The sequence below is a fragment of the Ralstonia mannitolilytica genome (assembly GCF_000954135.1).
GTDB lineage: Bacteria > Pseudomonadota > Gammaproteobacteria > Burkholderiales > Burkholderiaceae > Ralstonia > Ralstonia mannitolilytica.
The window spans coordinates 2858735-2885444 of record NZ_CP010799.1 but is presented as its reverse complement, the minus strand read 5'-3'; the positions used below and the strand labels follow the sequence as shown (position 1 = coordinate 2885444).

Genomic DNA, 26710 nt, shown 5'->3' with positions numbered 1-26710 from the left:
GGGTCTCCTTTTTCTATCCGAAGAAACGCGCGGCAGCTTCGGCCGGCATGTCGACGCCCGTCGCGTGAGCGCGTTGCAGCACGGCCCACCAGTACCGATAGCTTGCGCGGTCGTGCAGGCGGCCGTCATGCTGGATCGGGCCCCACGACGCGTCCTGCGCTGCGGCAAGAATGGCGGCCGCGTGTGTCACTTCTTCGTGCGACGGGCGGAATGCGGACACGATCGGCGCAATCTGGTCCGGATGGATACTCCATTTGCGCAGGTAGCCGAATTCGCTGCGGGCGCGCGCAGCGTCGCTGCCGGCGCGTTCCGGATGCTTGATGTCGGTGCTGACGTTGTGCGACGGCACCTTGCCGTGCGCGTGGCACGCGGCGGAAATCTCGGCCAGCGCGCGGCGGATCAGCGGATGCTCGAACTGTTCCGGCGAGCCCATCGCGGCGCCCGGGATCGCACCGTTGTGCGCCGAGACGAAATCCATCAGCCCGAAGCTCAGGCATTCCACCTGCACCAGCGACGCAATGTCGAACACCTGCGCGAGCGCGCCATGCGTTTCGATCAGCACGTGGATGGGCAGGTGCCGCGCAATGCCGGCTGCCCTGGCGGCCTGGTTCACGCGATCGGTCACGCGCGCGACTTCCACCACGTCGCGCACCTTCGGCACGGTCACGTAAGCAAGACGGCTGCCTGCCTGGCCCACGAGGATGTCGACGTCCTGCGTCCACGCGTCGTGGTTCGGGTCGTGAATGCGGACGCCGACGCGGTTGAAGTGGTTGTCGTCGCTGTTGATGAGCGCGGCGGCGAGTTCGGCATGCGCGCGCTCCTGGCCGACGGCGGCGCCGTCCTCGCAATCGAACGTGATGTCGAAGACCGGGCCAAGGGCTTGTTGCAGGGCGAGCGACTTGCGCATCAGCCTTTCCGCGCCCGCGTAGTGGTCGCAGACAGGCAGTTGCGCCGGCATGGCATCGTCCTGGAACAAAACCTCGGTGGGATGCACTGCGTTGTAAGGGTTGGGTGGCATGTCCTGCGTGGCGCCAGGGTTCGGATGTGAAAAAACCGGAGGGTTCGCTGGCGACCGCCTCCGGTTTCTTCGTCAGATCATGCGATCAGCCCAGCAGGTGCTTCACGCCATCCTGCTCTTCCTGCAGTTCCTTGAGCGTGATGTTGATCTTGCCTTGGCTGTACTCGTCGATCTCCAGGCCTTCGACGATCTTGTATTTGCCGTTCTCGGTCGTGACCGGGAAGCCGAACATCACGTCCTTCGGAATGCCGTATTCGCCGTTGGACGGCACGCCCATCGTCACGATCTTGCCGTTGGAGCCGAGCACCCAGTCGCGCACGTGGTCGATGGCGGCGTTGGCAGCCGATGCAGCCGAGGACAGGCCGCGCGCCTCGATGATGGCGGCGCCGCGCTTGCCCACGGTCGGCAGGAACACGTCGTTGTTCCATACCGGGTCGTTGATCATGTCCTTGACGCTCTTGCCCTCGATGGTGGCGTAGCGGTAGTCGGCGTACATGGTCGGGCTGTGGTTGCCCCACACGAACAGCTTTTCGATCGAGGACACCGGCTTGCCGGTCTTGGCGGCGATCTGCGACAGGGCGCGGTTGTGGTCCAGGCGCAGCATGGCGGTGAAGTTCTCGCGCGGCAGGTCCGGCGCCGACTTCATGGCGATGTAGGCGTTCGTGTTGGCCGGGTTGCCGACCACCAGCACCTTGACGTCGCGCTTGGCAACGGCGTTCAGGGCCTTGCCCTGTGCCGTGAAGATCTGCGCGTTGGCGGAGAGCAGGTCCTTGCGCTCCATGCCCGGGCCGCGGGGGCGGGCGCCCACCAGCAGGGCCACGTCGACGTCCTTGAACGCGGTCATCGGGTCGGAGTGGGCTTCCATGCCGGCCAGCAGCGGGAAGGCGCAGTCTTCGATCTCCATCATCACGCCCTTGAGTGCCTTCTGGGCCTTCTCATCGGGGATTTCCAGCAGTTGCAGGATGACGGGCTGATCCTTGCCCAGCATTTCGCCGGCGGCGATGCGGAACAGCAGGGCGTAACCGATCTGTCCAGCAGCGCCGGTCACTGCGACGCGCATGGGTGCTTTTGCCATGAGAACTCTCCAAACGGTAGTGAAAGCGGATCGCACTGCGCGCGGCGGGCATCCTGGCGGGATGCGAGTGCAGCCTCGCAGGCATTGCCGGCAACGGTCGGCGCCTCATGGGCGGACGGCTCGGAATCGGCAAGAGCCTCGCAGTTTACTGCGTCCGCATGGCGATGTGGAAACACACTTGCGATTGACCTTGGGGCCGTCGTGGCATGGGTGCGCCTCGTCGCCCGGAACAGGCGCGAGTGTAGGCCCGGCCTCAATTCAAAGTCAATCAATCTTCTGTCTTATATAAGACATAAGACATTCTATAAACGGGCTGGACGCCTTTGTCGCTTTTGTGGTGAAATCGGCGGTTATGTCGAGCACATCAAGCCCTCAATCCGCTGCCATGCCGCCGTCTTCGGGCGGTGAGGCGGGCGCGTCGCCTGCACCTGCGGGCACAGGGGGCGGCTCGCCCACGTTCAGTCCGCTGTACCAGCAGATCAAGACGCTGATCCTGCAAAGCCTGCAAGCCGGCGAGTGGAAGCCCGGCGAGATGATCCCCAGCGAAATGGAATTGGCGGCCCGCTACAAGGTCAGCCAGGGGACGGTGCGCAAGGCGATCGACGAGTTGGCAGCCGAAAACCTGGTGGCACGGCGGCAGGGCAAGGGCACGTTCGTCACCACGCATTACGAAGAGGGCGTCCAGTTCCGATTCTTGCGCCTGATGCCGGAGCAGGGCGAGCAGCACTATCCGAGCAGTCGTGTGCTCGAGTGCAAGCGCCTGCGCGCACCGGCCGAGATCGCGCGCCTGCTCGAGCTCAAGGCCGGCGACAGCGTCGTGCAGATCCGTCGCGTGCTGTTCTTTTCCGGCGAGCCCACCGTGTTTGAAGAGATCTGGCTGCCCGGCGCGAGCTTCAAGGGGCTGACGGCCGAGAAGCTGACCGAGTGGAAGGGCCCGATGTACGCGTTCTTCGAGGCGGAATTCGGCGTGCGCATGCTGCGTGCCACGGAGCGGATCCGCGCGGTCGCGGCCGATGCGGCCACCGCCGAGCTGCTGTCGGTGACAGCCGGCTCGCCGTTGCTGTCGGTGGAGCGCGTCTCGCACACGTTCGGCGACAAACCGGTGGAATTGCGCCGTGGTCTCTACGTCACGACGCGGCATTACTACCAGAACGAATTGAATTGACGACGCGGTGGAGTCGGGGCCGGCTTCCGCGGCCCCGACAGCGTCGTGATTTGTGTGGCGCGCAACAGCGCATTGCGCGTCGTGAAGGCGGTGTAGAGAGGACAATCGCCCCCGTGTCACGCCACTGGCAGGCGAGGGCAGGAAGCACAAAAGTGGAGCGCGGCGGATGGAATTATTGGTGCGCTGCGCAACAAAAGCGCGCTAGAATCTCGCGGATTTGTGCAAAGCAGTTTTGTTTGTTGATTAGCCAATTGGGGTCTGACCATGGCAGAAGCCATCAAGAAAGCCAGGCCGGAATTCAGGAACATCGGTTTGGGCGACATCGCCCGCTACCGCTTGCCCTGGGCCGGTAAGGTGTCCATCCTGCATCGTGCCAGCGGTGCGCTGATGTTCCTTCTTCTTCCGTTCGTGCTGTATCTGTTCGAGCAGAGCATCACCTCGGAAATCAGTTTCGCCAAGTTCTCGGCGCTTCTGTCCAACGGCTTCGCCAAGGTCGTCGTCCTCGCACTCATCTGGGCGTATCTGCACCATTTCTGCGCCGGCATCCGCTACCTGATCCTTGATCTGCATATCGGCATCGACAAGACGTCGGCTTCCAAGTCGGCTGTCAGCGTGCTCATCGTGAGCCTGCTGCTGACCGTCGTGTTCGGCGCCAAGCTGTTCGGCCTGTTCTGAGGAGCGTCTGATGGCAAATAACAATATCGGTCCCAAGCGCCTCGTCGTCGGCGCGCACTACGGCCTGAAGGATTTCCTCGCGCAGCGTGTCACCGCCGTGATCATGGCGGTCTACACCATCGTGCTGCTGGCCGCCTTCCTGCTCTCGAAAGACACGTCCTATCAAAGCTGGGCTGGGCTCTTCGCCAACCAGTGGATGAAGCTGCTGACGTTCCTGGCGCTCCTGTCGCTTGCGTATCACGCCTGGATCGGTGTGCGCGATATCTGGATGGACTACGTGAAGCCCGTGGCAGTGCGTTTGACGCTGCAAGTGTTGACGATTCTGTGGCTCGTCGGTTGTGCGGGCTACGCAGCTCAGATTCTCTGGAGGGTTTAAGACATGGTCGCAGTCAAGACTGGGCTGCCGCGCCGCAAATTCGACGTCGTGATCGTCGGTGCGGGCGGTTCGGGCATGCGTGCATCGCTGCAGCTGGCAGAAGCCGGCCTTTCCGTGGCCGTGCTGTCCAAGGTGTTCCCCACCCGCTCGCACACCGTGGCGGCGCAGGGTGGCATCGGGGCGTCGCTCGGCAACATGAGCGAAGACAACTGGCACTATCACTTCTACGACACCGTCAAAGGTTCCGACTGGCTCGGCGACCAGGACGCGATCGAATTCATGTGCCGCCAGGCACCGAACGTGGTCTATGAGCTGGAACACTTCGGCATGCCGTTCGACCGCAACGCCGACGGCACCATCTACCAGCGTCCGTTCGGCGGCCACACGTCGAACTACGGCGAGAAGCCCGTGCAGCGTGCCTGCGCTGCGGCTGACCGCACCGGCCACGCGCTGCTGCACACGCTGTATCAGCGCAACGTGCGCGCCAAGACCCACTTCTTCGTCGAATGGATGGCGCTGGATCTGATCCGCGACCAGGAAGGCGATGTGCTGGGCGTGACCGCGCTCGAAATGGAAACCGGCGAGGTCTACATCCTCGAAGCCAAGGCGACGCTGTTCGCCACGGGCGGTGCCGGCCGTATCTACGCGGCCTCCACCAACGCCTTCATCAACACGGGCGATGGCCTGGGCATGGCCGCGCGCGCCGGCATCCCGCTGGAAGACATGGAGTTCTGGCAGTTCCACCCGACCGGCGTGGCCGGCGCGGGTGTGCTGATCACGGAAGGCGTGCGCGGGGAAGGCGGCATCCTGCGCAACAAGGACGGCGAGCGCTTCATGGAGCGCTATGCCCCGACGCTGAAGGATCTGGCGCCGCGTGACTTCGTGTCGCGCTCGATGGACCAGGAAATCAAGGAAGGCCGCGGCTGCGGCCCGAACGGCGACTACGTGCTGCTCGACCTGACCCACGTCGGCGCCGAGACCATCATGAAGCGTCTGCCGTCCATCCGGGAGATCGGCCTCAAGTTCGCCAACGTGGACGCGATCAAGGAGCCGATTCCGGTGGTGCCGACCATCCACTACCAGATGGGCGGTATTCCGACGAACTATCACGGCCAGGTCGTGGTGCCGAAGAACGGCAACCCGAACGAAGTCGTCAACGGTTTCTACGCCATCGGCGAATGCTCGTGCGTGTCGGTGCACGGCGCCAACCGCCTGGGCACGAACTCGCTGCTGGACCTTGTGGTCTTCGGCCGTTCGGCGGGCAACCACATCATTGCGCAGAACCTGAAGAACCGCGAGCACAAGCCGCTGCCGGCCGACGCTGCCGACCGTGCGCTGGAGCGTCTGGCGAAGCTGGATTCGTCCACGTCGGGCGAGTACGCGCAGGACGTGGCCAACGATATCCGCCGCAACATGCAGTCGCACGCGGGCGTGTTCCGCACGCAGGCGCTCATGGACGAAGGCGTGCAGCGCATCATGGAAGTGGCCGAGCGCGGCGCCAACATCCACCTGAAGGACAAGTCCAAGGTGTTCAACACCGCGCGCGTCGAAGCGCTGGAAGTCGCCAACCTCGTGGAAGTGGCCAAGGCGACGATGGTGTCGGCGGCTGCCCGCAAGGAATCGCGCGGTGCGCACGCCCACAGCGACTTCCCGAACCGCGACGATGACAACTGGCTCAAGCACACGCTGTGGTACAGCGAAGGCAATCGTCTCGATTACAAGCCCGTGCAGATGAAGCCGCTGACGGTGGAAACCGTGCCGCCGAAGGCGCGTACGTTCTAACCGGCCGGCTCAGATAAGGGACCCGCAAAAATGAAGCGAATTTTTGAAGTCTATCGCTACGATCCGGACAAGGACGCAGCCCCCCGCATGCAGACCTACGAGGTCGAACTCGACGGCCACGAGCGCATGCTGCTCGACGCGCTGGTCAAGCTGAAGAAGCTGGACGAGTCGATCGCGTTCCGTCGCTCGTGCCGCGAAGGCGTGTGCGGCTCCGACGCCATGAACATCAACGGCAAGAATGGTCTCGCCTGCCTCACCAACATGCGGGAGCTGCCGGAGAAGATCGTGCTGCGTCCGCTGCCGGGCCTGCCCGTGGTGCGCGACCTGATCGTGGACATGACGCAGTTCTTCAACCAGTACCACTCGATCAAGCCGTACCTGATCAACGACGAGCCGCCGCCCGAGAAAGAGCGTCTGCAGTCGCCGGAGGAGCGTGAAGAACTGGACGGCCTGTACGAGTGCATTCTGTGCGCGAGCTGCTCGACGTCATGCCCGTCGTTCTGGTGGAACCCGGACAAGTTCGTCGGCCCGGCCGGTCTGCTGCAGGCGTATCGATTCATCGCCGACAGCCGCGACCAGGCGACCAGCGAGCGTCTGGACAACCTGGAAGATCCGTACCGCCTGTTCCGCTGCCACACCATCATGAACTGCGTCGATGTGTGCCCGAAGGGCCTGAACCCGACCAAGGCCATCGGCAAGATCAAGGAATTGATGGTGCGCCGCGCGGTGTAAGCCGCGAGTCAGCGCCGTTTGGCATCGTGTGTCGCCGGAGCCGGTTTCCGGCGACACACTCTTCAGAAGCATGATTGCTGTGAATACTCCGACGTTCTCGCACCAGTCCGATCCGCACAAGCGCGCGCGTCTGCGCTGGCGTGCCCGGCGCGGTCTGCTGGAGAACGATATCATCGTCGAGCGCTTCTTCAACCGCTACGAGACGGAACTGTCGGATGACGACGTTGCCGCACTTTCGCAGTTGTTCGACCTGCCCGACAACGACCTGATGGATCTCCTGCTTGCACGCAAGGAGCCTGAAGGTGCACTCGACGTGCCGCAGGTTCAGCACGTCCTGACCTTGCTGCGCTCGGTCTGAGTCCGGCGCGCGAGAGGTTGCCGCAAGACGAATCGGTTGTGCCGCCCCCTGCAGGCATCCGTGATCCGTCTGGCGGGAGTCTCCCGACTTCATTTTCATAAACAGCAGAGAAGGAAACCGACATGACGCCGTCCGATGTGAAAGCCACCCTATCGTTTTCCGATGGCTCGCCCAGCGTTGAGCTGCCGATCTACAAGGGCACGGTTGGCCCGGACGTGATCGACATCCGCAAGCTGTACGGCCAGACCGGGAAGTTTACGTACGACCCCGGCTTCATGTCGACCGCGTCGTGCAACTCCAAGATCACCTACATCGATGGCGACAAGGGCGAACTGCTCTATCGCGGCTATGCCATCGACGATCTGGCCAGCAAGTGCGACTTTTTGGAAATCTGCTACCTGCTGCTCAAGGGCGAACTGCCGAACGCCAAGCAGAAGCAGGAGTTCAATGACACCGTCATGCATCACACCATGGTGCATGAACAGATGCAGTACTTCATGCGCGGTTTCCGCCGCGACGCGCACCCAATGGCTGTCCTGACCGGTCTGGTGGGCGCGATGAGCGCGTTCTACCCGGATGCCGCCAACATCAACGATCCGCGCGAGCGCGAGATCTCGCAGATCCGCCTGATCGCCAAGCTGCCGACGCTGGTGGCCATGGCATACAAGTACAACATCGGGCAGCCGAACATCTACCCGCAGAACGACCTCTCCTACACGGGCAACTTCATGCGCATGATGTTCGCCACGCCGTGCGAGGAGTACAAGGTCAATCCGGTGCTGGAGCGTGCGCTGGACCGCATCTTCATCCTCCACGCAGACCACGAGCAGAACGCCTCCACGTCGACCGTGCGTCTGGCAGGTTCCTCGGGCACGAACCCGATCGCCGCGATCGCTGCCGGCATTGCCTGCCTGTGGGGCCCGGCGCACGGCGGTGCGAACGAAGCCGCACTGAACATGCTGGAAGAGATCGGCACCGTCGACAAGGTTCCGGAGTTCATCAAGCAGGTCAAGGACAAGAACAGCGGCGTGCGCCTGATGGGCTTCGGTCACCGGGTGTACAAGAACTATGATCCGCGCGCCAAGCTGATGCGCGAGACGTGCCACGAAGTGCTGCAAGAACTGGGTCTGCAGAACGACCCGCTGTTCAAGCTCGCCATGGAACTGGAAAAGATCGCGCTGGAAGACGAGTACTTCGTCAGCCGCAAGCTGTATCCGAACGTCGACTTCTACTCCGGGATCGTGCAGCGCGCCCTGGGCATCCCGACCTCGATGTTCACGTGTATCTTCGCGCTGGCCCGCTCGGTGGGCTGGATTGCGCAGTGGGAAGAGATGATCACCGATCCGGAGTACAAGATCGGCCGCCCGCGCCAGCTGTTCAACGGCGCCGCTCTGCGCGAAGTCCCGGCGCTGGACAAGCGCTAAGCCAGCGTGTCCTGGCAAAAACCCCGCCCGGGAAACCGGCGGGGTTTTTTGTTGTCTGCGCGCAGCCAGGGCTTTCGCGAAATGGCGAAACCCCCTTTCGCCAGTCACGTCCTGCGCCCGATGCACCGGGTGGCATAATCGATCACTCCCCACGAAACTGCTCGCGCAGCCGCCAGGCATGGCGCGTTGTGCACGGATCGCATCATGGCCAAGACGCTCTACGACAAACTCTGGGACGATCACGTCGTTCATACCGAGGAAGACGGCACGACCGTCCTCTACATCGATCGCCAACTGCTGCACGAAGTGACGAGCCCGCAGGCGTTCGAGGGCCTGAAGCTGGCGGACCGCCCCGTATGGCGCATCAGTGCCAATCTGGCCGTGTCGGACCACAACGTGCCGACCACCGACCGCTCGCACGGCATCGCCGATCCGGTCTCGAAGCTGCAGGTCGATACGCTTGATGCGAACTGCGACGCCTACGGCATCACGCAGTTCAAGATGAACGACAAGCGCCAGGGCATCGTGCACGTGATCGGGCCGGAGCAGGGCGCGACGCTGCCGGGCATGACGGTGGTCTGCGGCGATTCGCACACCAGCACGCACGGCGCATTCGGCGCGCTGGCCCACGGCATCGGCACGTCGGAAGTCGAACACGTGTTGGCCACGCAGACGCTGCTCGCCAAGAAGAGCAAGAACATGCTCGTGAAGGTGGAGGGCACGTTGCCGAGCGGCTGTACCGCCAAGGACATCGTGCTCGCCATCATCGGCAAGATCGGTACGGCCGGCGGCACGGGCTACGCCATGGAGTTCGGCGGCTCTGCCATTCGCGCGCTCTCGATGGAAGGCCGCATGACGGTGTGCAACATGGCGATCGAGGCTGGCGCCCGCGCCGGCATGGTCGCCGTGGACGACGTGACGCTGGAGTACATCAAGGGGCGCCCGTTCGCGCCGCAGGGCGTGGAGTGGGAGCAGGCCGTCCAGTACTGGCGCACACTGCATTCCGATGAAGGTGCTCACTTTGACCGCGTGGTCGAGCTGCGTGCTGAAGAGATCCGCCCGCAGGTGAGCTGGGGCACGTCGCCTGAAATGGTGGTCAGCATTGAAGACCGCGTGCCGGACCCCGAGAAGGAAAAAGACCCGAACAAGCGCAACGCCATGGAGCGTGCGCTCGAATACATGGGCCTGCAGCCGAACGTTGCCATCAGCGATATCAACATCGACAAGGTGTTCATTGGATCGTGCACCAACAGCCGCATCGAAGACATGCGCGCCGCGGCCTGGGTCGTGCAGAAGCTGGGCAAGCGCATCGCTTCCAACGTGAAGCTGGCGATGGTCGTGCCGGGCTCAGGCCTCGTGAAGGAACAGGCCGAACGCGAGGGGCTCGACAAAATCTTCAAGGCGGCGGGCTTTGAATGGCGCGAGCCGGGCTGCTCGATGTGCCTGGCGATGAACGCTGACCGCCTCGAGCCGGGCGAGCGTTGTGCATCGACGTCCAACCGCAACTTCGAAGGCCGTCAGGGCGCTGGCGGCCGCACGCACCTAGTGAGCCCGGCGATGGCCGCCGCGGCCGCGCTGGAAGGGCACTTCGTCGACGTGCGCAAGCTCGCCTGAGTCGCAGCAGGAAGGAATAGGAAAGAAGCGATCATGGAAAAATTCATCGTTCACACCGGCCTCGTGGCGCCGCTTGACCGCGAGAACGTCGACACCGACGCCATCATCCCGAAGCAATTCCTCAAGTCGATCAAGCGCACGGGCTTTGGCCCGAACCTGTTCGACGAATGGCGCTACAAGGACGTCGGCGAACCCGGTCAGGACAACAGCAAGCGCCCGCTGAACCCGGATTTCGTGCTGAACCAGCCGCGCTATCAAGGCGCGTCGATCCTTCTGACGCGCAAGAACTTCGGTTGCGGCAGCTCGCGCGAGCACGCACCGTGGGCACTGCAGCAGTACGGCTTCCGCGCCATCATCGCGCCGAGCTTTGCCGACATCTTCTTCAACAACTGCTTCAAGAACGGTCTGCTGCCGATCGTGCTGACGGAGTCGCAAGTCGACCAACTGTTCAACGAGACGCAGGCTTTCACCGGCTATCAGCTGACCGTCGATCTGGACAAGCAGGTCGTCGTCACACCGGGCGGTACGGCATATCCGTTCGACATCACGGCGTTCCGCAAATACTGCCTGCTCAACGGCTTTGATGACATCGGCCTGACCCTGCGCTATGCAGACAAGATCAAGGCGTTCGAGGCGCAGCGTCTGGCCAAGATGCCGTGGCTCGCACACAGGCTCGTCGGTTGAGCTGACGATAGAACAACAAGGAAATACGCATGACCAAGATTGCAGTGTTGCCGGGTGACGGCATTGGCAAGGAAATCGTCGCCGAGGCAGTGAAGGTGCTCAAGGCGCTGGGCGAGTCGTTCGAGATGGAAACCGCCCCGGTAGGCGGTGCGGGCTACGAGGCCCAGGGCCACCCGCTGCCCGAAGACACGCTCAAGCTGGCCAAGGAGGCCGATGCCATCCTGTTCGGCGCCGTGGGCGACTGGAAGTACGACACGCTGCCGCGCGAGCTGCGCCCGGAGCAGGCGATCCTTGGCCTGCGCAAGCATCTGCAGCTGTTCGCCAACTTCCGCCCGGCCATCTGCTATCCGGAGCTGACCGGTGCCTCGAGCCTGAAGCCCGAGATCGTGGCCGGCCTCGACATCCTGATCGTGCGGGAGCTGAATGGCGACATCTACTTCGGCCAGCCGCGCGGCGTGCGGGCCGCGCCGGACGGCCTGTTCGCCGGCGCGCGCGAAGGCTTCGACACCATGCGCTACGCCGAGCCGGAAATCCGCCGCATCGCGCACGTCGCCTTCCAGGCTGCCGCCAAGCGTGGCAAGAAGCTGTGCTCCGTCGATAAGGCCAACGTGCTCGAGACGTTCCAGTTCTGGAAGGACATCGTCACCGACGTGCACAAGGAGTACCCCGAGGTCGAGCTGTCGCACATGTACGTCGACAACGCGGCCATGCAGCTCGTCAAGGCGCCGAAGAACTTCGACGTGATCGTCACCGGCAACATGTTCGGCGACATCCTCTCTGACGAGGCGGCCATGCTGACGGGCTCGATTGGCATGCTGCCGTCGGCGTCGCTCGATGCGAACAACAAAGGCTTGTATGAGCCGTCGCACGGTTCTGCGCCGGACATCGCAGGCAAGGGGATCGCCAACCCGCTGGCGACGATCCTGTCCGCCGCGATGATGCTGCGCTATTCGCTGAACAAGGCCGAGCAGGCCGATCGCATCGAAAACGCCGTCAAGAAGGTGCTCGCCCAGGGCTATCGCACGGGCGACATCCTGACGCCGGGCTGCAAGCAGGTCGGTACGGTGGAGATGGGCGACGCGGTGGTCGCAGCCCTGTAAATGAAACGCGCGTTGCGGTGCCGTCACATCTGGTCCCGCAATCGTCGTTTTTTCGGTGGACACATGTTGCAGTGCATTGTGTGGCCGCCAAATCGTGTATATTTTTGCAGATGATCTCGATCGCGCTTCCCGTCCTCGTACTGGGCATTCTGGCCACCCTGGCTATCGCCGCCAAGGGCACCGCCGCGCGCGCTCGCATGACGCCTGTCGAGATTCGCACGACCACCAAAATCATTACCAAAAAAACGATCTTCTGATCGTCCGTCGTGCCCGTTCGCCTTCCCCGCGCGGTCACGCCGGGCGACCGAGGCGGGGAAAATCACTAGAGGTTCACAATCATGAAGGTAGGTCTCGTCGGTTGGCGCGGCATGGTCGGCAGCGTGCTGATGCAGCGCATGCAGGAAGAGAAGGATTTCGACCTGATCGACACGGTGTTCTTCAGCACCAGTAATGCCGGCGGCAAGGCGCCTGCATTCGCCAGGACGAGTGCGCCCCTGGCAGACGCCAACGACATCGAAGCACTGAAGGCCTGCGACACGATCATTACGTGCCAGGGCGGCGACTACACGACCGAAGTCTTCCCGAAGCTGCGCGCTGCCGGCTGGAACGGCTACTGGATCGACGCCGCCTCGACGCTGCGCATGGAAGACGACGCCGTGATCGTGCTGGACCCGGTCAACCTGTCGCTCATCAAGAACGCGGTGGCGGCTGGCACCAAGAACTTCATCGGCGGCAACTGCACCAACTCCATCCTGCTGATGGGCGTGGGCGGCCTGTTCCGCGAAGGGCTGGTCGAATGGGTCAGCTCGATGACCTACCAAGCAGCCTCGGGCGGGGGTGCAAACCACATGCGCGAGCTGCTCAAGGGCATGGGCGTGATCCACGGCGCCGTGGCTGATGAGCTGGCCAACCCGGCGTCCGCCATTCTCGATATCGACCGCAAGGTTGCCAAGACGATTCGCGAAGACGTGCCGACGGAGTTCTTCCCGGCGCCGCTGGCCGGTGGCCTGATCCCGTGGATCGACAAGCAGCTCGACAACGGCCAGTCGAAGGAAGAGTGGAAGGGCCAGGCCGAGGTCAACAAGATCCTGGGCACGGCGCAGACCATTCCTGTAGACGGCCTCTGCGTGCGCATCGGCGCAATGCGCTGCCACAGCCTGGGGCTGACACTCAAGCTCAAGCGCGATCTGCCGCTCGAAGAGATCGAACAGATCATCCGCTCGGGCAACCCCTGGGTGAAGTGGGTGCCGAACGACCGCAGCATCACCGAAAAGGAACTGACGCCGGCTTCCATCACGGGCGGCCTGCAGGTCGGTGTGGGCCGTGTGCGCAAGCTGAACATGGGACCGGAGTACGTGAGCGCTTTCGTGATCGGCGACCAGCTCCTGTGGGGGGCGGCTGAACCGCTGCGCCGTACCTTGCGCATCCTGCTGGGCAAGTGATCGGCCCTTTACTTTTATTGCCAGACCAGGCTGCGGCATGTGTCGTTGCGGCCTGACAACAGAATGTGCGTTTTTTCCTCCAACGCCGCGCGGCCTGCGCGGCGTTGTGCCATCTGGATGCCCACTGCTTGTAACGTTGGTACACAATAGCGGCCAGCATTGCGGCAAGACAGCCGTCCCCCCCGTGTGTGGGGTGGACGAGGCCGGGGGAGGGGTTGGCGCCGCATCGGAGCACACGCATTCCGGGGGGTACGTCGGGTGCTTCAGAATCGTGCCAATCCTGTCGATTGAACAAAAATTGACGGCGATTCTTATCCACGCATTTCACCTGTTGGGTGAACTTGCTGCGCTAACTCGTTGATGTTAAGTTCGTTTGCACATTACAAAATAACGGAGTCGAAGGTGAGGGTGAGCCAATACCGCCGGAGAGAATCGTCCCATCGCAGTCCGCGTTGGTCGGCCGTCGCATTTGCCGCCGCGACCCTGCTGCTGATCCAACCGACGGCGCAGGCGGCGGGCTTTGGTGCGCTGCATGTGCGTTCCAGCCTCGGGCAGCCGCTGCAGGCAGAAATCGATCTGACCGGTGTGACGCCCGAAGAGGCGCAAAACCTGGTCGCCAAGTTGGCTGCTCCTGACGCCTATGCCCGGGCCGGCCTGACATACAACCCAATCGTCTCGTCGCTGCGCGCGTCGCTCGTGCGCCTGCCAGATGGCAATTACGTCGTGCGCCTGCGTTCGACGCAGCCTGTGGCGGAGCCGTTTGTTGACGTGCTGGTGGATCTGAACTGGGCAAGCGGCCACGTGTCGCGCGCCTACACCTTCCTGCTCGATCCGGCGGGCTCCAGCAATAGCACCCAGAATTTTGCGCCGACGCCTGTCGTGCAGGCCACGACACCCGGCGCGGCAGAGCCGGCCCCGGCGACCCCGCCGCAGGCAGCGGCGCCTGCCGCATCCACGGCGGCTCCGGCACGTCAGAACCGCCCGGCTCGCCAGGCCGCACGTCCGCAGCAGGGCGCACCCGCCGCCACGGCCCCAGACGCTGCGCCCGGCGGCGCGTACACCGTGCAGCGGGGCGACAGCCTGTACGACATTGCGTCGACAGCGGCCCAGGGCCAGGACGCCGTGTCGCTCGACCAGATGTTGCTCGCACTGTATCGCAACAATCCGAACGCGTTCATCGGCGGCAATATCAACCGGCTGCGTACCGGTTCGGTGCTGAAGGTGCCGTCGCAGGCCGAAGCCCAGAAGGTTTCGCCGCGTGAAGCGCGCCGCGAGGTCGTTGCCCGCACGTCGGGCTTTGCCGGTTACCGTAACCGGCTGGCCACGGCTGCCGAGGCCAACGCCGCCACGGATACCGATTCGGCCCGCCAGCAGAGCGGCAGCGTGTCGGCTCGCGTGCAGGATCAAGCCACGCCTGCAGCCAGCGGGCGCGACGAGCTGCGCCTGTCGAAGGCAGAGCGTTCAGGCAAGGCGGGCGCTGCCGCGGCCCGCGACGAGGAACTCGTCGCCAAGGAGCGTGCGCTCAAGGAAATGGAATCGCGCGTTGCACAGTTGGAGAAGAATCTCGCCGACATGCAACGCCTGGTGGAGTTGAAGAACGCCGAGCTGGCCAAGGCGGCCGCCAATGCCGCCAAGCCGGCCGCAGCGGCGCCGTCCGTGGCGGCCCCTGCGGTGACGGCAGGCAATGCGCCTGCGCCGGCTACGGCAGCTGCAGCATCCACGCCGGCGCAGGAGCAGCCGGCCGCGGCAGCGCAGGCCGACACGCCGGCCGCTTCGTCCGTAACGGCGGCGGCTTCGGCACCGGCGGCAGCCTCGGCGCCGGTTGCGGCCGCGTCCGCGCCGACCGCTGCTGCAAGCGCACCGGCAGCAGCTGCGTCCGCGCCTGCCGCCGCACCGAAGAAGGCACCGGTGGTCGTTGCGCCGCCGCCCGTTGAGGAAGAATCGTTCTTCTCGACCCTCCTGGGCAACCCGATGGCACTGGGCCTGGGCGGACTCGTGATCGCGCTGCTGGGTGGCCTGGTGGTGTATCGCCGCCGCCAGCAGAAGCCCGACCAGGCACACGGCTTCCAGGACAGCCTGCTGTCGCAGGAAAGCACGGTCATGGCCGGCGCCAATTCGCTGTTCGGTGCAGCCGGCGGCCAGAGCGTCGACACGTCGCAGCACAGCGTGTTCGGCGCGGATTTCCGGATCGGCGGCGGCAACGAGAGCAATGAAGTCGACCCGATTGCCGAGGCCGACGTCTATATCGCCTACGGCCGCGATGTGCAGGCCGAGGAGATCCTGCGTGAGGCGCTGGAGCAGCATCCTGACCGCCAGGCCATCCGCCTGAAGCTGATGGAGATCTACGCCAATCGCCAGGACGCACATGGCTTCCAGACCATTGCCGAAGAGATGCTGGCGCAGGTCGGTGCCGGCTCGCCGGAGTGGGCGGAGGCGGCTGCGATGGGTCGCAAGTTCGACCCGGCCAACCCGCTGTACCTCACGGTGCAGGGCGACGGGCAGCATCCCGCCGCAGAAGCCCAGCCGGCGCCCATCCACAGCGGTGCGGCCGTAGCGGGCGCTGCCGCGCTGGCCGGCGTGGGTGCCGCGGTTGCCGCCGAAGCGTTCAGCCCGACGGTGACCGGACAGACTACCCGCCGCGGCGACGACTGGACGACATTGTCGCCGGATCTGGACCCGTCGGCTCCGTCGACCAAGGCGCCGCAGCTGGCGGACCTGGAGCTGCCGCTGGACTCGTTCCCGGCCCCCGCGGCTGGTGAGCCCATCACCGCGCCCGCCGAGGCCTCGGACATCTTCAAGACGCATGCCGAGCCCGAAGCCGATCTGCCGCAGTTCAACGCGCATGCCGGCGAGGCCTATCAGCCCGTCGCAACGCCGCCGCTGCACATGGATCTGTCGGACCTCTCGCTCGATCTGAACCCGACGCCGCCGGCTGAGGAAGCCGCCGCTCCCGCCGCATCCGCTGACACTGGCCTGCCGAGCTGGGCGCAGCCGACCGATCTGTCGCAGGCGCCGATGCATTTCGAAGCCGAGCCGCATCACGCCCAGCCCGCAGACGTGGCCAACGACGAACCGCAATCGGCGATCCGCCTCGACACCAACCTGCCGCATACCCTGTCCGGCGAAGGCGGTACCGACGGCGTGCGCGATCTGCAGATCAAGTTCGACCTGGCCAAGGCCTACATCGAGATCGGTGATAAGGAAGGCGCACGTGAACTGCTGCAGGAAGTGCTGGACCTGGGCGATCCGTCGTTCCACGCCGAGGCCCAGGCCCTGATGCGCCAGATCGGCTGACGCACCGCCTGTACGCCATCGACGGCGCCGGCAGGGTGGTATCCTGCCGGCGTTTTTCTTTCCGCATGAGGATTCACAGGGCATGACGCGCATCGCGCTCGGCATCCAGTACGACGGTGCCGCGTTCTCGGGTTGGCAGTCGCAACCGCACGGCAACACCGTGCAGGACGTGCTCGAAGCCGCCTTGCGCCAATTTGCGGGCGTGCCTTTGCAGACGACCGTGGCCGGCCGCACCGATGCCGGCGTGCATGCACTGGGGCAGGTGGTGCATCTCGACACCGACCTCGTGCGCGACCCGTTCTCGTGGGTGCGCGGCACGAACGCCTTCCTCCCGCCGACCGTTGCCGTGCGCTGGGCGCAGCCGATGCCGGACGATTTCCATGCGCGCTTCTCCGCGCATCGCCGCACGTATTACTACGCGCTCACGTTCGGGCCGACGCGTGCGCCGCTGCTCGACGGCAAAGCCGGCTATGTGACATTGCCGCCTGGGCAGTCACTCAATGTGGCCGCGATGAACGAAGCCGCGCAGGTGCTGGTCGGCGAGCACGATTTTTCATCCTTCCGCGCGGCGGAATGCCAGGCCAAATCGCCCGTCAAGACGATGTATTCGGCGGAAGTGCGCGGTGAGGGCGAATGGGTGTTCGTGCGCATTCGCGGCAGCGCCTTCCTGCACCACATGGTGCGCAACATCATGGGCTGCCTGGTGGCGATCGGGCGCGGCCGCCAGCCGGCATCGTGGATGGCCGATGTGCTTGCAGCCCGCAGCCGTGTGGCGGCAGCCCCGACGTTCATGCCGGACGGGCTGTACCTGGCCGAGGTGGGCTATCCTGATGCGTTCCAGCTGCCGGCGTCCCCGGCATCGGCCAGCCTGTTCCGCGGCGTGTTCGACGAGCACGCCGGGCTCTGAATCCGCCATGTCTCTCCACCGAACCCGCATCAAACTGTGTGGCCTCACCCAGCCGGCCGACGTCGACCACGCCCTTGCGCTCGGTGCCGACGCCATCGGGCTGGTGTTCTATCCGCCCAGCCCGCGCTACGTCGCCACCGACCGCGCGGCTGAACTGGCCCGCCGTGCCGGGCCGTTCGTGACCGTCACCGGCCTGTTCGTCAACGCCAGCGCGGACGACGTGGCCCGCGTGCTCGACCAGGTGCCGCTCACGCTGCTCCAGTTCCACGGCGACGAAACGCCCGAGCAATGTGCCGAGATTGCGGGCAAGGTCGGGCTGCCCTGGCTGCGCGCCCTGCGTGTTCAGCCAGGGGCTGATTTGGTAGAATTCGCCGATCGGTTTGCCGCTGCCCAAGGCCTGCTGCTCGACGCATTTGTCGAGGGGTACGGCGGTGGCGGCCACGTCTTCGACTGGACCCTGATTCCCCCGCAATGGCTCTCGCACTCCGCACTGCCAAGCGCCGCTCCTCGGCTCGTTTTGAGTGGTGGGTTGAGCGCGCAAAACGTCGCTGGCGCGATTGAGCGCGTGCGGCCCTACGCTGTCGATGTCAGCAGCGGAATCGAGGCCGCACGGGGCGTGAAGGACCACGCCCGCATGACTGCATTCGTGCGTGCGGTCCGCGAGGCCGATGCTGCCCTGGGCGCGTCGGCGCAGGCCTGAGCCAGGTCGGCCGGTCTCTCGCGGTTCGCGCTTCCTGAATTCTTCCGCCGATGCGCCCTTGTTTGGTGGCTGCGGCGGACGCCTCGAGAGATTGCCATGTACAACCTGCCCGACGCCCACGGCCATTTCGGCCCCTACGGCGGCACCTTCGTTGCGGAAACGCTGTCCCACGCGCTCGATGAACTGCGCGACGCCTATGCGCGTTACCAGCACGATCCCGAGTTCATCAAGGAATACGAGTACGAGCTGAAGCATTTCGTCGGCCGTCCGTCGCCGATCTATCACGCGCGCCGCCTGACCGAGCACTGCGGCGGCGCGCAGATCTACCTCAAGCGCGAAGACCTGAACCACACCGGCGCGCACAAGGTGAACAACGTCATCGGCCAGGCGCTGCTGGCACGGCGCATGGGCAAGCCGCGCGTGATTGCGGAAACGGGCGCCGGCCAGCACGGTGTTGCCACCGCCACGATTGCCGCGCGCTACGGCATGGAATGCGTCGTCTACATGGGCAGCGAAGACGTGCGCCGCCAGGCCGCCAACGTCTACCGCATGAAGCTACTGGGTGCGACCGTGGTGCCAGTGGAATCGGGCTCGCGCACGCTCAAGGACGCGCTGAACGAAGCGATGCGCGACTGGGTGACCAACGTGGCCGACACCTTCTACATCATCGGCACGGTGGCGGGCCCGCACCCGTATCCGATGATGGTGCGCGACTTCCAGGCCGTCATCGGCGAGGAGTGCAAGGTGCAGATGCCCGAGATGACGGGCCGCCAGCCGGACGCCGTGATCGCCTGCGTGGGCGGCGGCTCCAACGCCATGGGAATCTTCTATCCGTACATCGACCACGCCGGCGTGAAGCTGATCGGCGTGGAGGCGGCGGGCGAGGGCATCGAGACGGGCCGCCACGCGGCATCGCTCACGGGCGGGTCGCCGGGCGTGCTGCACGGCAATCGCACCTACCTGCTGCAGGATGACGACGGCCAGATCATCGAGACGCATTCCATTTCGGCGGGTCTGGACTACCCCGGTGTCGGCCCCGAGCACGCCTGGCTGAAGGATGCGGGCCGCGCCGAGTACGTCCCCGTCACCGACAAGGAAGCGTTGCAGGCCTTCCACGACCTGTGCCGCATGGAGGGCATCATCCCGGCGCTGGAATCGAGCCATGCGCTCGCGTATGCCTGCAAGCTGGCGCCGACGCTGCCGAAGGACAAGATCCTTCTGGTCAACCTCTCGGGCCGCGGCGACAAGGACATGCACACCGTCGCCGAGCTCTCCGGCATCAAGCTCTGAACCTGAACGCATTGGCACCCGCATGACCGAGCGCGCCATCGACGGCATCTTCAACGAGGACTGCATTGCCGGGGTCCGGCACCTGGCTGACGGCAGTGTGGACCTCGTCATCGCCGATCCGCCGTACGGGCTGGGCAAGGACTACGGCAACGATTCCGACAAGCTGTCGGGCGATGCGTACCTCGCCTGGTCCGAGCGCTGGATCGACGCGGTCTTGCCGAAGCTGGCGCGCAACGGATCGCTCTACCTGTTCTGCACGTGGCAATACGCGCCGGAACTGTTCGTGATGCTCAAGCGGCGCCTCACGATGATCAACGAGATCATCTGGGACCGCCGCGTGCCAAGCATGGGCGGCAGCACGCGCAAGTTCTCGTCGGTGCATGACAACATCGGCTTCTTTGTCGCTTCGCGCGATTACTACTTCGATGTCGACGCCGTGCGCATCCCGTACGACGCCGAAACCAAGAAGGCGCGCAGCCGCAAGCGTTTCGAGGGCAAGAAGTGGCTGGAGGTCGGCTACAACCCGAAAGACGTGTGGAGCGTGTCGCGCCTGCATCGGCAGGACCCGGAGCGCGCGGAGCACCCCACGCAGAAGCCGCTGGAACTGGTCGAGCGCATGATCCTGGCAAGCTGCCCGCCCGGCGGTCTGGTGCTCGACCCTTTCCTGGGCAGCGGCACGACGGCCGCGGCGTGCGCGCGCCTCGGCCGCCGCTTTGCCGGCTTCGAGATCAACGCCGAGTACTGCCGTGTGGCGCGCCACCGCGTCGCCGCGGTGCATGCTGCTGCCGCCAACGCCCAACCGACTGATTCGCAGGCGCCCGACACCGTCAAGGTTGCCTGACCCACTGATCCTGCCATGTCCCGCATTGCTCAAACCTTCACGCAGTTGTCCGCGCAGGGCCGCAAGGGCCTGATTCCGTTCATCACGGCGGGCGACCCGTACCCGGAGATGACCGTCGACCTGATGCATGCGCTGGTCAAGGGCGGCGCCAATGTCATCGAACTGGGGGTGCCGTTCTCCGACCCGATGGCCGACGGCCCGGTGATCCAGCGTGCGTCCGAGCGCGCATTGGCCAGGAAGATCGGCCTGCGCACCGTGCTCGAATACGTACGTGCGTTCCGCGCCACCGACGCGACGACGCCCGTGGTGCTGATGGGCTACGCCAATCCGATCGAGCGCATGGGCGCAGACGCGTTCGCCAAGGCGGCATCGGAAGCCGGTGTCGACGGGGTGCTCGTGGTCGACTACCCGCCCGAGGAGTGCGAGGGCTTTGCCAAGACCATGCGCGATGCCGGCATCGACCCGATCTTCCTGCTGGCGCCCACCTCCACCGAGGCACGCATTGCGCAGATCGCCCGGGTGGCGAGCGGCTACATCTACTACGTGTCGCTCAAGGGCGTGACCGGCGCTGCCACCATCGATCTGGACGCCGTGGCCGCGCGCATTCCGCAGATCCGCCAGCACGCGCGCCTGCCGGTGGGTGTCGGCTTCGGCATCCGCGATGCGGCAACGGCACGCGCGATCGGCGGTGTGGCCGACGCGGTGGTCATCGGATCCCGCATTGTGCAATTGCTGGAAGAGGCTCCGCGCGAACAAGCGGTACAATGTCTGACTGATTTCATCGCAGAGATCCGGCAGGCCCTCGATGCTTGACCGCGGCCCCGATCTTCGCGACCCCGTATTCAAGGAGCACGCATGAGCTGGCTGGACAAACTGCTTCCGCCCAAGATCCAACAGACCGATCCGTCGCAGCGCAAGGGCATCCCGGAAGGCCTCTGGATCAAATGCCCCGCTTGCGAGTCGGTGCTGTACCGCACTGACGTCGAAGCCAACCTGCACGTCTGCCCGAAGTGCGATCACCACATGCGCATCGGCGCGCGCGCGCGGCTGGATGCGTTGCTCGACGCAGAGGGCCGGTACGAACTCGGCCAGGAGATCCTGCCGGTCGACGCGCTGAAGTTCAAGGACACCAAGAAGTACCCCGACCGCATCAAGGCGGCCATGGACGATACCGGCGAAACCGACGCCATGGTCGTGATGGGCGGCGCCATCCATGCGCTGCCGGTGGTCGTGGCCTGCTTCGAGTTCGAATTCATGGGCGGCTCGATGGGTTCCGTGGTGGGCGAGCGCTTCACGCGCGGCGCGCAGACGGCGCTGGAGCAGAAGGTGCCGTTCATCTGCGTGTCGGCCACGGGCGGCGCGCGTATGCAGGAAAGCCTGCTGTCGCTGATGCAGATGGCCAAGACCACGGCGATGATCCAGAAGCTGGCCGAGGCCAAGCTGCCGTTCATCAGCGTGCTCACCGATCCGACCATGGGCGGTGTGTCCGCCAGCTTCGCCTTCATGGGCGACGTGGTGATCGCCGAGCCGAAGGCGCTCATCGGCTTTGCCGGCCCGCGCGTGATCGAGCAGACCGTGCGCGAGAAGCTGCCGGAAGGCTTCCAGCGCGCCGAGTTCCTGCTGCAGAAGGGCGCCATCGACATGATCGTCGACCGCCGTAACATGCGCCGTGAGATCGCCGAACTCCTGGCCCTCCTGCAGAAGCAACCAGCCGACGCGCTGGCCTGATGCGCGACATCCGTTCATCGAAGCGCGGGCGATGAGTCCGCGCTTCTTGTTTTTGCGCGGCCGGTTCCGCGCGCATTCATCGCATGCAGACTTTCGACACTCTGTCTGACTGGCTTGCCCATCTCGAAACGGCGCACCCGGTCGGCATCGACATGGGCCTGGCTCGCATCAGCCGCGTGCGCGACGCACTTGGACTGCAGCTCAAGTCCGTCGTCTTCACCGTGGGCGGTACCAACGGCAAGGGCTCGACCTGCGCGATGCTCGAGTCGATCCTGCTGGCGGCGGGCTACAAGGTCGGGTGCCACACGTCGCCGCACCTCATCGACTTCAACGAGCGCGCCCGCGTGAACGGCGAAATCGCCACCGACGCAATGCTGGTGCCGCATTTCGAGGCGGTGGAGCGCGCGCGCTGCAGTTTCGAGACACCTGTCAGCCTGACGTACTTCGAATTCACCACGCTGGCGATCATGCATCTGTTCGCCAATGCGGGGCTGGATGCGGTGATTCTGGAGGTGGGGCTCGGCGGCCGGCTCGACGCGGTCAACATCATCGACACCGATTGCGCCGTCGTCACCAGCGTCGACCTGGACCACATGGCCTATCTGGGCGATACGCGCGAGGCGATCGGTTTCGAGAAGGCGGGAATTTTCCGCCCGGGCAAGCCGGCCATCTGCTCTGATCCGGTGCCGCCGATTTCGCTGGTCAAGCACGCCGAGGCCGTTGCCGCAGACCTCTGGCTGATCGGCCGCGACTTCAACTTCCAGGGCGACAAGCAACAATGGGGCTTCAGCGCCCGAGGCCGGCGGTGGTCAAGCCTGGGGTACCCGGCGCTACGCGGGGCGAATCAGCTTCTGAACGCGTCGGCCGCGCTGGCTGCGCTCGAATCGGTACGTGACCGGCTGCCGATCTCGGCGCAGGACGTGCGCCTGGGGCTGTCGCAAGTGGCGCTGCCCGGCCGGTTCCAGGTGCTGCCGGGCCGCCCCGCCGTGATTCTCGACGTCGCGCACAATCCGCATGCCGCCGCGGCGCTTGGCCAGAATCTCGAAAACATGGGGTTCTTCCGCTACACCTACGCGGTGTTTGGTGCAATGCAGGACAAGGACATCGCCGGTGTGCTGGGCCACATGCTGGACAAGGTCGACCATTGGTGCCTGACCGACCTGCCGCCCCCCCGTGCGGCGTCCGCCCAAAGCCTAGCTGCGGCCCTGGCCGACGCCGGCTTCCGTGCCGGCAAGGATACGAGCGTCAGCACGTTCAGCGATCCCGCCACGGCCTATCGCAACGCCATGGAGCGCGCAACCGAGGATGATAGAATCGTGGTCTTCGGATCGTTCTACACCGTTGCCGGCGTGCTGGCGGAGCGCAAGAGTCGCGCGCACTAAACCCGGGTGCCCCATGGGACTGCTTTCCATCTTTTCCTCCCGCAAGAACGCTGAAGGCGAACGCTCGCGCGGCGTATCAGCGAATGCCGCCGGCAGTGCCGCCGATGTGGCGCGTGACGCGGTCCGCGAGTCCCGTGCGTCGTCCAAGGCCCGCAGCCGGGCATCGCGTCGCGATGACGACGATGACGGCCTCGACCCTCAGCTCCCGCAGAAGCAACGTGCCCGCCGCCGCCTGATCGGTGCAGTGGTGCTGGTGGGCGCAGCGGTGATCGTCTTGCCGCTGGTGTTCGACGCCAAGCCGCGTCCGGTGACGGATGCCGTGGCGGTGCAGATCCAGGACCAGCCCGTGGACCGCGGCGCCAACGCTTCGAGCGATGAGCCGAAGGTCGCCAGCCGGCGCTCCACGCCGCGCGCAACGCAGGATCAGGCGCAGGCGCTGGACCAGGGCGAAGAGGTCGTGGCCTCCACCGATGCCCCCGCTCCCAGCACCAACGCCGGGGCCCCGCAGGCCCAACCCGACGCCAAGCCGACGCCACCCAAGACCGTGGCAAGCACGACGCCGGTGCCGGAACCCAAGCCCGCCGCGAAGCCGCCCCAGCAGGCACAACAGGCCGCCGCGCCCGCTGCCGATCCAAAGGACGGCAAGTTCATCCTGTTGATCGGCGCCTTCGCCTCGGAGGAGCGTGCCCACAACTGGCTCAGCAAGCTCAAGGCCGACAAGATTCCGGGATACATCGAACACAGGAAGGTGCCCGAGAAGGGCGATCTGGCGCTACTGCGTGCCGGCCCGTTCAAGGACCGCGCCTCGGCCGAAGCCGCGCAAAAACGCGCCGAACAGATCGGCCTGACGCCCAAACTCGTTCAGCAATAACGCCATCGCCATGCGGCCAAGCGCGCACTCGCCAGACGCAATGACCCGCTGCGCCATCCGGACCACGTACGTGCCGATGCAGGCCGCTGTCTGATGCAACCGACTTTCTTTGACTACGGCGTGCTGTTCATTGTCGTCACGTCGGCTTTGGTGGGGCTCTTCCGCGGGCTGATTCGCGAGGTGCTGGCCTTGCTCGGCTGGTTGTTTGCCGCATGGGTCGCGTATTCGTTTTCGGGGGTGGCGGCAGGGTGGATGCCCGAGTCGCTGCCGGGCGGGCCGGTCGCACGCACCGTGCTTGGTTTCGTCCTACTGTTTATCGTGACGGTGATTGCGACGTCGCTGGTGGGCGCGCTGCTGTCGGCAGTGCTCACGAGCGCGGGGCTCAAGCCGGCAGACCGCGGCCTGGGCATGGTTTTCGGGCTGGCGCGCGGCGGGGTGATCATCCTCGTGCTGATGACGGTGGCGGGCTTCACGAGCCTGCCGGAGCAGCCGTTCTGGCGCGATGCCATCACGCGGCCGTATGCGGAGCAGGCGGTGCAGGCGGCCAAGCCGCTGTTGCCGCCGGACGTCGCGAAATACGTCCACTATTGATTCGGGCGGCTTGGCCACAAGCTGGTCGTCCGGCAGGTTTTTTCGGCGCCTGCAACGGGTGTGGGCGCCACCAATACGTTCTCGCTGGAGATCGACATGTGCGGTATCGTTGGCGTGGTTTCGTCCACGCCTGTCAATCAGCTGATCTATGACAGCCTGCTGCTGCTGCAGCACCGGGGGCAGGACGCGGCCGGCATTGCCACCGCCTCAGGCAGCACCTTCTACATGCACAAGGCCAACGGCATGGTGCGCGACGTGTTCCGCACGCGCAACATGCGCGGGCTGCCCGGCACGAGCGGTATCGGCCAGGTGCGCTATCCGACGGCCGGTTCTTCCAGCGAAGAAGAGGCCCAGCCGTTCTACGTCAATGCGCCGTTCGGCATCGTGCTCGCCCACAACGGCAACCTGACGAACTCCGATCAGCTGCGCGAAGAGATGTTCCGGCGCGACCGCCGCCACATCAACACGCAGTCCGATTCCGAAGTGCTGCTCAACGTGCTGGCCGATGAGCTGCAGCGCGCGAGCAACGACATTCCGCTCGACCGCGATTCCATCTTCACCGCCGTGGCAGGGCTGCACCGGCGTGTGCGCGGCTCGTACGCCATCGCCGCGGAGATTTCCGGCTACGGCGTGCTGGCTGTGCGCGACCCGTTCGGCATCCGCCCGCTGGCGCTGGGCAGTCAGGAGACGCCGGACGGCAAGATCGAGTACATGGTGGCGTCCGAATCGGTGGCGCTGGAGGGCATCGGGTTCAAGTTCGAGCGCGACGTGGCGCCCGGCGAGGCGATCTTCATCGACCTCGAAGGCAACCTGCACACCAAGCAGTGCGCCGAGAACCCGCAGCTCACGCCGTGCATTTTCGAGTATGTCTACCTCGCGCGTCCGGACTCCCGCATGGACGGTGTCTCGGTGTACGACGCGCGCCTGCGCATGGGCGATTACCTGGCCGAGAAGATCAAGCGCGAGGTGACCGAACGCATCGACGTGGTGATGCCGATTCCCGATTCGTCGCGTCCGGCTGCCATGCAGGTCGCCAACCGGCTCGGCGTGCCGTATCGCGAGGGTTTCTTCAAGAACCGCTACGTCGGCCGCACGTTCATCATGCCGGGCCAGGCCGTGCGCAAGAAGTCGGTGCGCCAGAAGCTCAATGCGATGGCGATCGAGTTCAAGGACAAGAACGTGCTGATCGTGGACGACTCCATCGTGCGCGGTACCACGTCCTCCGAGATCGTGCAGATGGCGCGCGATGCGGGCGCCAGGAAGGTGATTTTTGCCTCGGCCGCGCCGCCCGTGAAGTACCCGAACGTGTACGGAATCGACATGCCCACGCGCGGCGAGCTGGTGGCGCATGGCCGCACGCACGAAGAGATCGCCAGGATCATCGGTGCCGACCAGCTCGTGTACCAGGACGTGGAAGACATGAAGCGCGCCGTGCGCGACGTCAACCCGGCGCTCAAGGAGTTCGATGCGTCCTGCTTTGACGGCAAGTATGTGACCGGTGACATCGACGAGGCGTACCTCGACCGCCTGGAAGCGTCGCGCAACAGCTCGGCGGCGCGCGGCGACCAGGCGCAGAACGATGATCCGCGCACGCAACTGCACCTGCAGCGCTCGGCCGTGAACGAATAGGCCGTCTGCGCACGCCCAACAAAAAGCCCGTC

At 65.1% G+C, this 26710-nt stretch carries 25 protein-coding genes; 23 read left to right on the top strand and 2 right to left on the bottom strand.

Annotated features, from left to right (window positions below; all coding sequences use genetic code 11):
* Positions 1–13: 13 nt before the first annotated feature.
* Positions 14–994: an HpcH/HpaI aldolase/citrate lyase family protein gene (locus TK49_RS13630; RefSeq protein ID WP_045787894.1), complete on the bottom strand. Its 981-nt coding sequence runs from the start codon at positions 992–994 to the stop codon at positions 14–16.
* 109 nt (positions 995–1103) lie between these two features.
* Positions 1104–2093 carry a malate dehydrogenase gene (locus tag TK49_RS13625; RefSeq protein ID WP_045787182.1) on the bottom strand — a complete coding sequence of 330 codons (990 nt, stop codon included), beginning with the start codon at positions 2091–2093 and terminating at the stop codon, positions 1104–1106.
* A 352-nt stretch (positions 2094–2445) separates the two neighbouring features.
* On the opposite strand from TK49_RS13625, the gene TK49_RS13620 reads away from it, so the two are divergent.
* The 23 genes from TK49_RS13620 (at position 2446) to purF (ending at position 26678) form a co-directional block, all read left to right on the top strand.
* Positions 2446–3258, top strand: coding sequence for a GntR family transcriptional regulator (locus tag TK49_RS13620; RefSeq protein ID WP_045787181.1), 813 nt, complete (start codon positions 2446–2448; stop codon positions 3256–3258).
* A 264-nt stretch (positions 3259–3522) separates the two neighbouring features.
* Entirely contained in the window at positions 3523–3933 is a 411-nt protein-coding gene (gene sdhC / locus TK49_RS13615; protein ID WP_045787180.1) for a succinate dehydrogenase, cytochrome b556 subunit, read from the top strand.
* A gap of 10 nt (positions 3934–3943) precedes the next feature.
* Positions 3944–4309, top strand: a complete 366-nt coding sequence (gene sdhD, locus TK49_RS13610; protein WP_045787179.1) for a succinate dehydrogenase, hydrophobic membrane anchor protein — start codon at positions 3944–3946, stop codon at positions 4307–4309.
* Between the two features lie 3 nt (positions 4310–4312).
* The gene (gene sdhA, locus TK49_RS13605) at positions 4313–6091 is read left to right on the top strand and encodes a succinate dehydrogenase flavoprotein subunit (protein ID WP_045787178.1); all 1779 of its coding nucleotides are present in this window, start codon (positions 4313–4315) and stop codon (positions 6089–6091) included.
* A 30-nt stretch (positions 6092–6121) separates the two neighbouring features.
* Complete coding sequence (locus tag TK49_RS13600) at positions 6122–6823, top strand: succinate dehydrogenase iron-sulfur subunit (RefSeq protein ID WP_009241007.1); 702 nt, start codon at positions 6122–6124, stop codon at positions 6821–6823.
* Between the two features lie 70 nt (positions 6824–6893).
* Positions 6894–7181, top strand: a complete 288-nt coding sequence (locus tag TK49_RS13595) for an FAD assembly factor SdhE (protein WP_045787177.1) — start codon at positions 6894–6896, stop codon at positions 7179–7181.
* A gap of 122 nt (positions 7182–7303) precedes the next feature.
* Entirely contained in the window at positions 7304–8605 is a 1302-nt protein-coding gene (gltA, locus tag TK49_RS13590; protein ID WP_045787176.1) for a citrate synthase, read from the top strand.
* A 204-nt stretch (positions 8606–8809) separates the two neighbouring features.
* Positions 8810–10219, top strand: a complete 1410-nt coding sequence (leuC, locus tag TK49_RS13585) for a 3-isopropylmalate dehydratase large subunit (RefSeq protein WP_045787893.1) — start codon at positions 8810–8812, stop codon at positions 10217–10219.
* Between the two features lie 33 nt (positions 10220–10252).
* Entirely contained in the window at positions 10253–10903 is a 651-nt protein-coding gene (gene leuD, locus TK49_RS13580; RefSeq protein WP_045787175.1) for a 3-isopropylmalate dehydratase small subunit, read from the top strand.
* A 29-nt stretch (positions 10904–10932) separates the two neighbouring features.
* Positions 10933–12003 carry a 3-isopropylmalate dehydrogenase gene (gene leuB, locus TK49_RS13575; protein WP_045787174.1) on the top strand — a complete coding sequence of 357 codons (1071 nt, stop codon included), beginning with the start codon at positions 10933–10935 and terminating at the stop codon, positions 12001–12003.
* A gap of 80 nt (positions 12004–12083) precedes the next feature.
* A complete protein-coding gene (locus tag TK49_RS24570) occupies positions 12084–12260 on the top strand; it encodes a hypothetical protein (RefSeq protein WP_157774004.1) in 177 nt (58 codons plus the stop codon).
* A gap of 81 nt (positions 12261–12341) precedes the next feature.
* Entirely contained in the window at positions 12342–13445 is a 1104-nt protein-coding gene (asd, locus tag TK49_RS13570) for an aspartate-semialdehyde dehydrogenase (RefSeq protein WP_045787173.1), read from the top strand.
* A gap of 402 nt (positions 13446–13847) precedes the next feature.
* Entirely contained in the window at positions 13848–16739 is a 2892-nt protein-coding gene (gene tapV / locus TK49_RS23745) for a FimV/HubP family polar landmark-like protein TapV (RefSeq protein WP_052698611.1), read from the top strand.
* An 82-nt stretch (positions 16740–16821) separates the two neighbouring features.
* On the top strand, positions 16822–17646 hold the full coding sequence (gene truA, locus TK49_RS13560) for a tRNA pseudouridine(38-40) synthase TruA (RefSeq protein WP_045787172.1): 825 nt from the start codon (positions 16822–16824) through the stop codon (positions 17644–17646).
* A gap of 7 nt (positions 17647–17653) precedes the next feature.
* Positions 17654–18346 carry a phosphoribosylanthranilate isomerase gene (locus TK49_RS13555; protein ID WP_045787171.1) on the top strand — a complete coding sequence of 231 codons (693 nt, stop codon included), beginning with the start codon at positions 17654–17656 and terminating at the stop codon, positions 18344–18346.
* Positions 18347–18442: 96 nt separating this feature from the next.
* Positions 18443–19636, top strand: coding sequence for a tryptophan synthase subunit beta (trpB, locus tag TK49_RS13550; RefSeq protein WP_045787170.1), 1194 nt, complete (start codon positions 18443–18445; stop codon positions 19634–19636).
* A gap of 22 nt (positions 19637–19658) precedes the next feature.
* Positions 19659–20477 carry a DNA-methyltransferase gene (locus TK49_RS13545; RefSeq protein ID WP_045787169.1) on the top strand — a complete coding sequence of 273 codons (819 nt, stop codon included), beginning with the start codon at positions 19659–19661 and terminating at the stop codon, positions 20475–20477.
* Positions 20478–20492: 15 nt separating this feature from the next.
* A complete protein-coding gene (trpA, locus tag TK49_RS13540) occupies positions 20493–21290 on the top strand; it encodes a tryptophan synthase subunit alpha (protein WP_045787168.1) in 798 nt (265 codons plus the stop codon).
* A gap of 42 nt (positions 21291–21332) precedes the next feature.
* A complete protein-coding gene (gene accD / locus TK49_RS13535) occupies positions 21333–22205 on the top strand; it encodes an acetyl-CoA carboxylase, carboxyltransferase subunit beta (RefSeq protein WP_045787167.1) in 873 nt (290 codons plus the stop codon).
* 83 nt (positions 22206–22288) lie between these two features.
* Complete coding sequence (gene folC, locus TK49_RS13530) at positions 22289–23587, top strand: bifunctional tetrahydrofolate synthase/dihydrofolate synthase (RefSeq protein ID WP_045787166.1); 1299 nt, start codon at positions 22289–22291, stop codon at positions 23585–23587.
* 13 nt (positions 23588–23600) lie between these two features.
* Entirely contained in the window at positions 23601–24458 is an 858-nt protein-coding gene (locus tag TK49_RS13525; protein ID WP_045787165.1) for an SPOR domain-containing protein, read from the top strand.
* A gap of 93 nt (positions 24459–24551) precedes the next feature.
* Complete coding sequence (locus TK49_RS13520) at positions 24552–25049, top strand: CvpA family protein (RefSeq protein WP_045787164.1); 498 nt, start codon at positions 24552–24554, stop codon at positions 25047–25049.
* A gap of 96 nt (positions 25050–25145) precedes the next feature.
* The gene (gene purF, locus TK49_RS13515; RefSeq protein ID WP_045787891.1) at positions 25146–26678 is read left to right on the top strand and encodes an amidophosphoribosyltransferase; all 1533 of its coding nucleotides are present in this window, start codon (positions 25146–25148) and stop codon (positions 26676–26678) included.
* Positions 26679–26710: the final 32 nt, after the last annotated feature.

Bases quoted from the DNA above. Each gene is read 5' to 3' on its own strand.
- truA (WP_045787172.1), top strand. From the start codon at position 16,822: ATGACGCGCATCGCGCTCGGCATCCAGTACGACGGTGCCGCGTTCTCG.
- TK49_RS13595 (WP_045787177.1), top strand. From the start codon at position 6,894: ATGATTGCTGTGAATACTCCGACGTTCTCGCACCAGTCCGATCCGCAC.
- sdhC (WP_045787180.1), top strand. From the start codon at position 3,523: ATGGCAGAAGCCATCAAGAAAGCCAGGCCGGAATTCAGGAACATCGGT.
- TK49_RS13625 (WP_045787182.1), bottom strand. From the start codon at position 2,093: ATGGCAAAAGCACCCATGCGCGTCGCAGTGACCGGCGCTGCTGGACAG.
- purF (WP_045787891.1), top strand. From the start codon at position 25,146: ATGTGCGGTATCGTTGGCGTGGTTTCGTCCACGCCTGTCAATCAGCTG.
- sdhA (WP_045787178.1), top strand. From the start codon at position 4,313: ATGGTCGCAGTCAAGACTGGGCTGCCGCGCCGCAAATTCGACGTCGTG.
- accD (WP_045787167.1), top strand. From the start codon at position 21,333: ATGAGCTGGCTGGACAAACTGCTTCCGCCCAAGATCCAACAGACCGAT.
- trpA (WP_045787168.1), top strand. From the start codon at position 20,493: ATGTCCCGCATTGCTCAAACCTTCACGCAGTTGTCCGCGCAGGGCCGC.
- folC (WP_045787166.1), top strand. From the start codon at position 22,289: ATGCAGACTTTCGACACTCTGTCTGACTGGCTTGCCCATCTCGAAACG.
- TK49_RS13520 (WP_045787164.1), top strand. From the start codon at position 24,552: ATGCAACCGACTTTCTTTGACTACGGCGTGCTGTTCATTGTCGTCACG.
- leuB (WP_045787174.1), top strand. From the start codon at position 10,933: ATGACCAAGATTGCAGTGTTGCCGGGTGACGGCATTGGCAAGGAAATC.
- trpB (WP_045787170.1), top strand. From the start codon at position 18,443: ATGTACAACCTGCCCGACGCCCACGGCCATTTCGGCCCCTACGGCGGC.
- gltA (WP_045787176.1), top strand. From the start codon at position 7,304: ATGACGCCGTCCGATGTGAAAGCCACCCTATCGTTTTCCGATGGCTCG.
- leuC (WP_045787893.1), top strand. From the start codon at position 8,810: ATGGCCAAGACGCTCTACGACAAACTCTGGGACGATCACGTCGTTCAT.
- TK49_RS13600 (WP_009241007.1), top strand. From the start codon at position 6,122: ATGAAGCGAATTTTTGAAGTCTATCGCTACGATCCGGACAAGGACGCA.
- leuD (WP_045787175.1), top strand. From the start codon at position 10,253: ATGGAAAAATTCATCGTTCACACCGGCCTCGTGGCGCCGCTTGACCGC.
- TK49_RS13525 (WP_045787165.1), top strand. From the start codon at position 23,601: ATGGGACTGCTTTCCATCTTTTCCTCCCGCAAGAACGCTGAAGGCGAA.
- TK49_RS13620 (WP_045787181.1), top strand. From the start codon at position 2,446: ATGTCGAGCACATCAAGCCCTCAATCCGCTGCCATGCCGCCGTCTTCG.
- asd (WP_045787173.1), top strand. From the start codon at position 12,342: ATGAAGGTAGGTCTCGTCGGTTGGCGCGGCATGGTCGGCAGCGTGCTG.
- TK49_RS13555 (WP_045787171.1), top strand. From the start codon at position 17,654: ATGTCTCTCCACCGAACCCGCATCAAACTGTGTGGCCTCACCCAGCCG.
- sdhD (WP_045787179.1), top strand. From the start codon at position 3,944: ATGGCAAATAACAATATCGGTCCCAAGCGCCTCGTCGTCGGCGCGCAC.
- TK49_RS13545 (WP_045787169.1), top strand. From the start codon at position 19,659: ATGACCGAGCGCGCCATCGACGGCATCTTCAACGAGGACTGCATTGCC.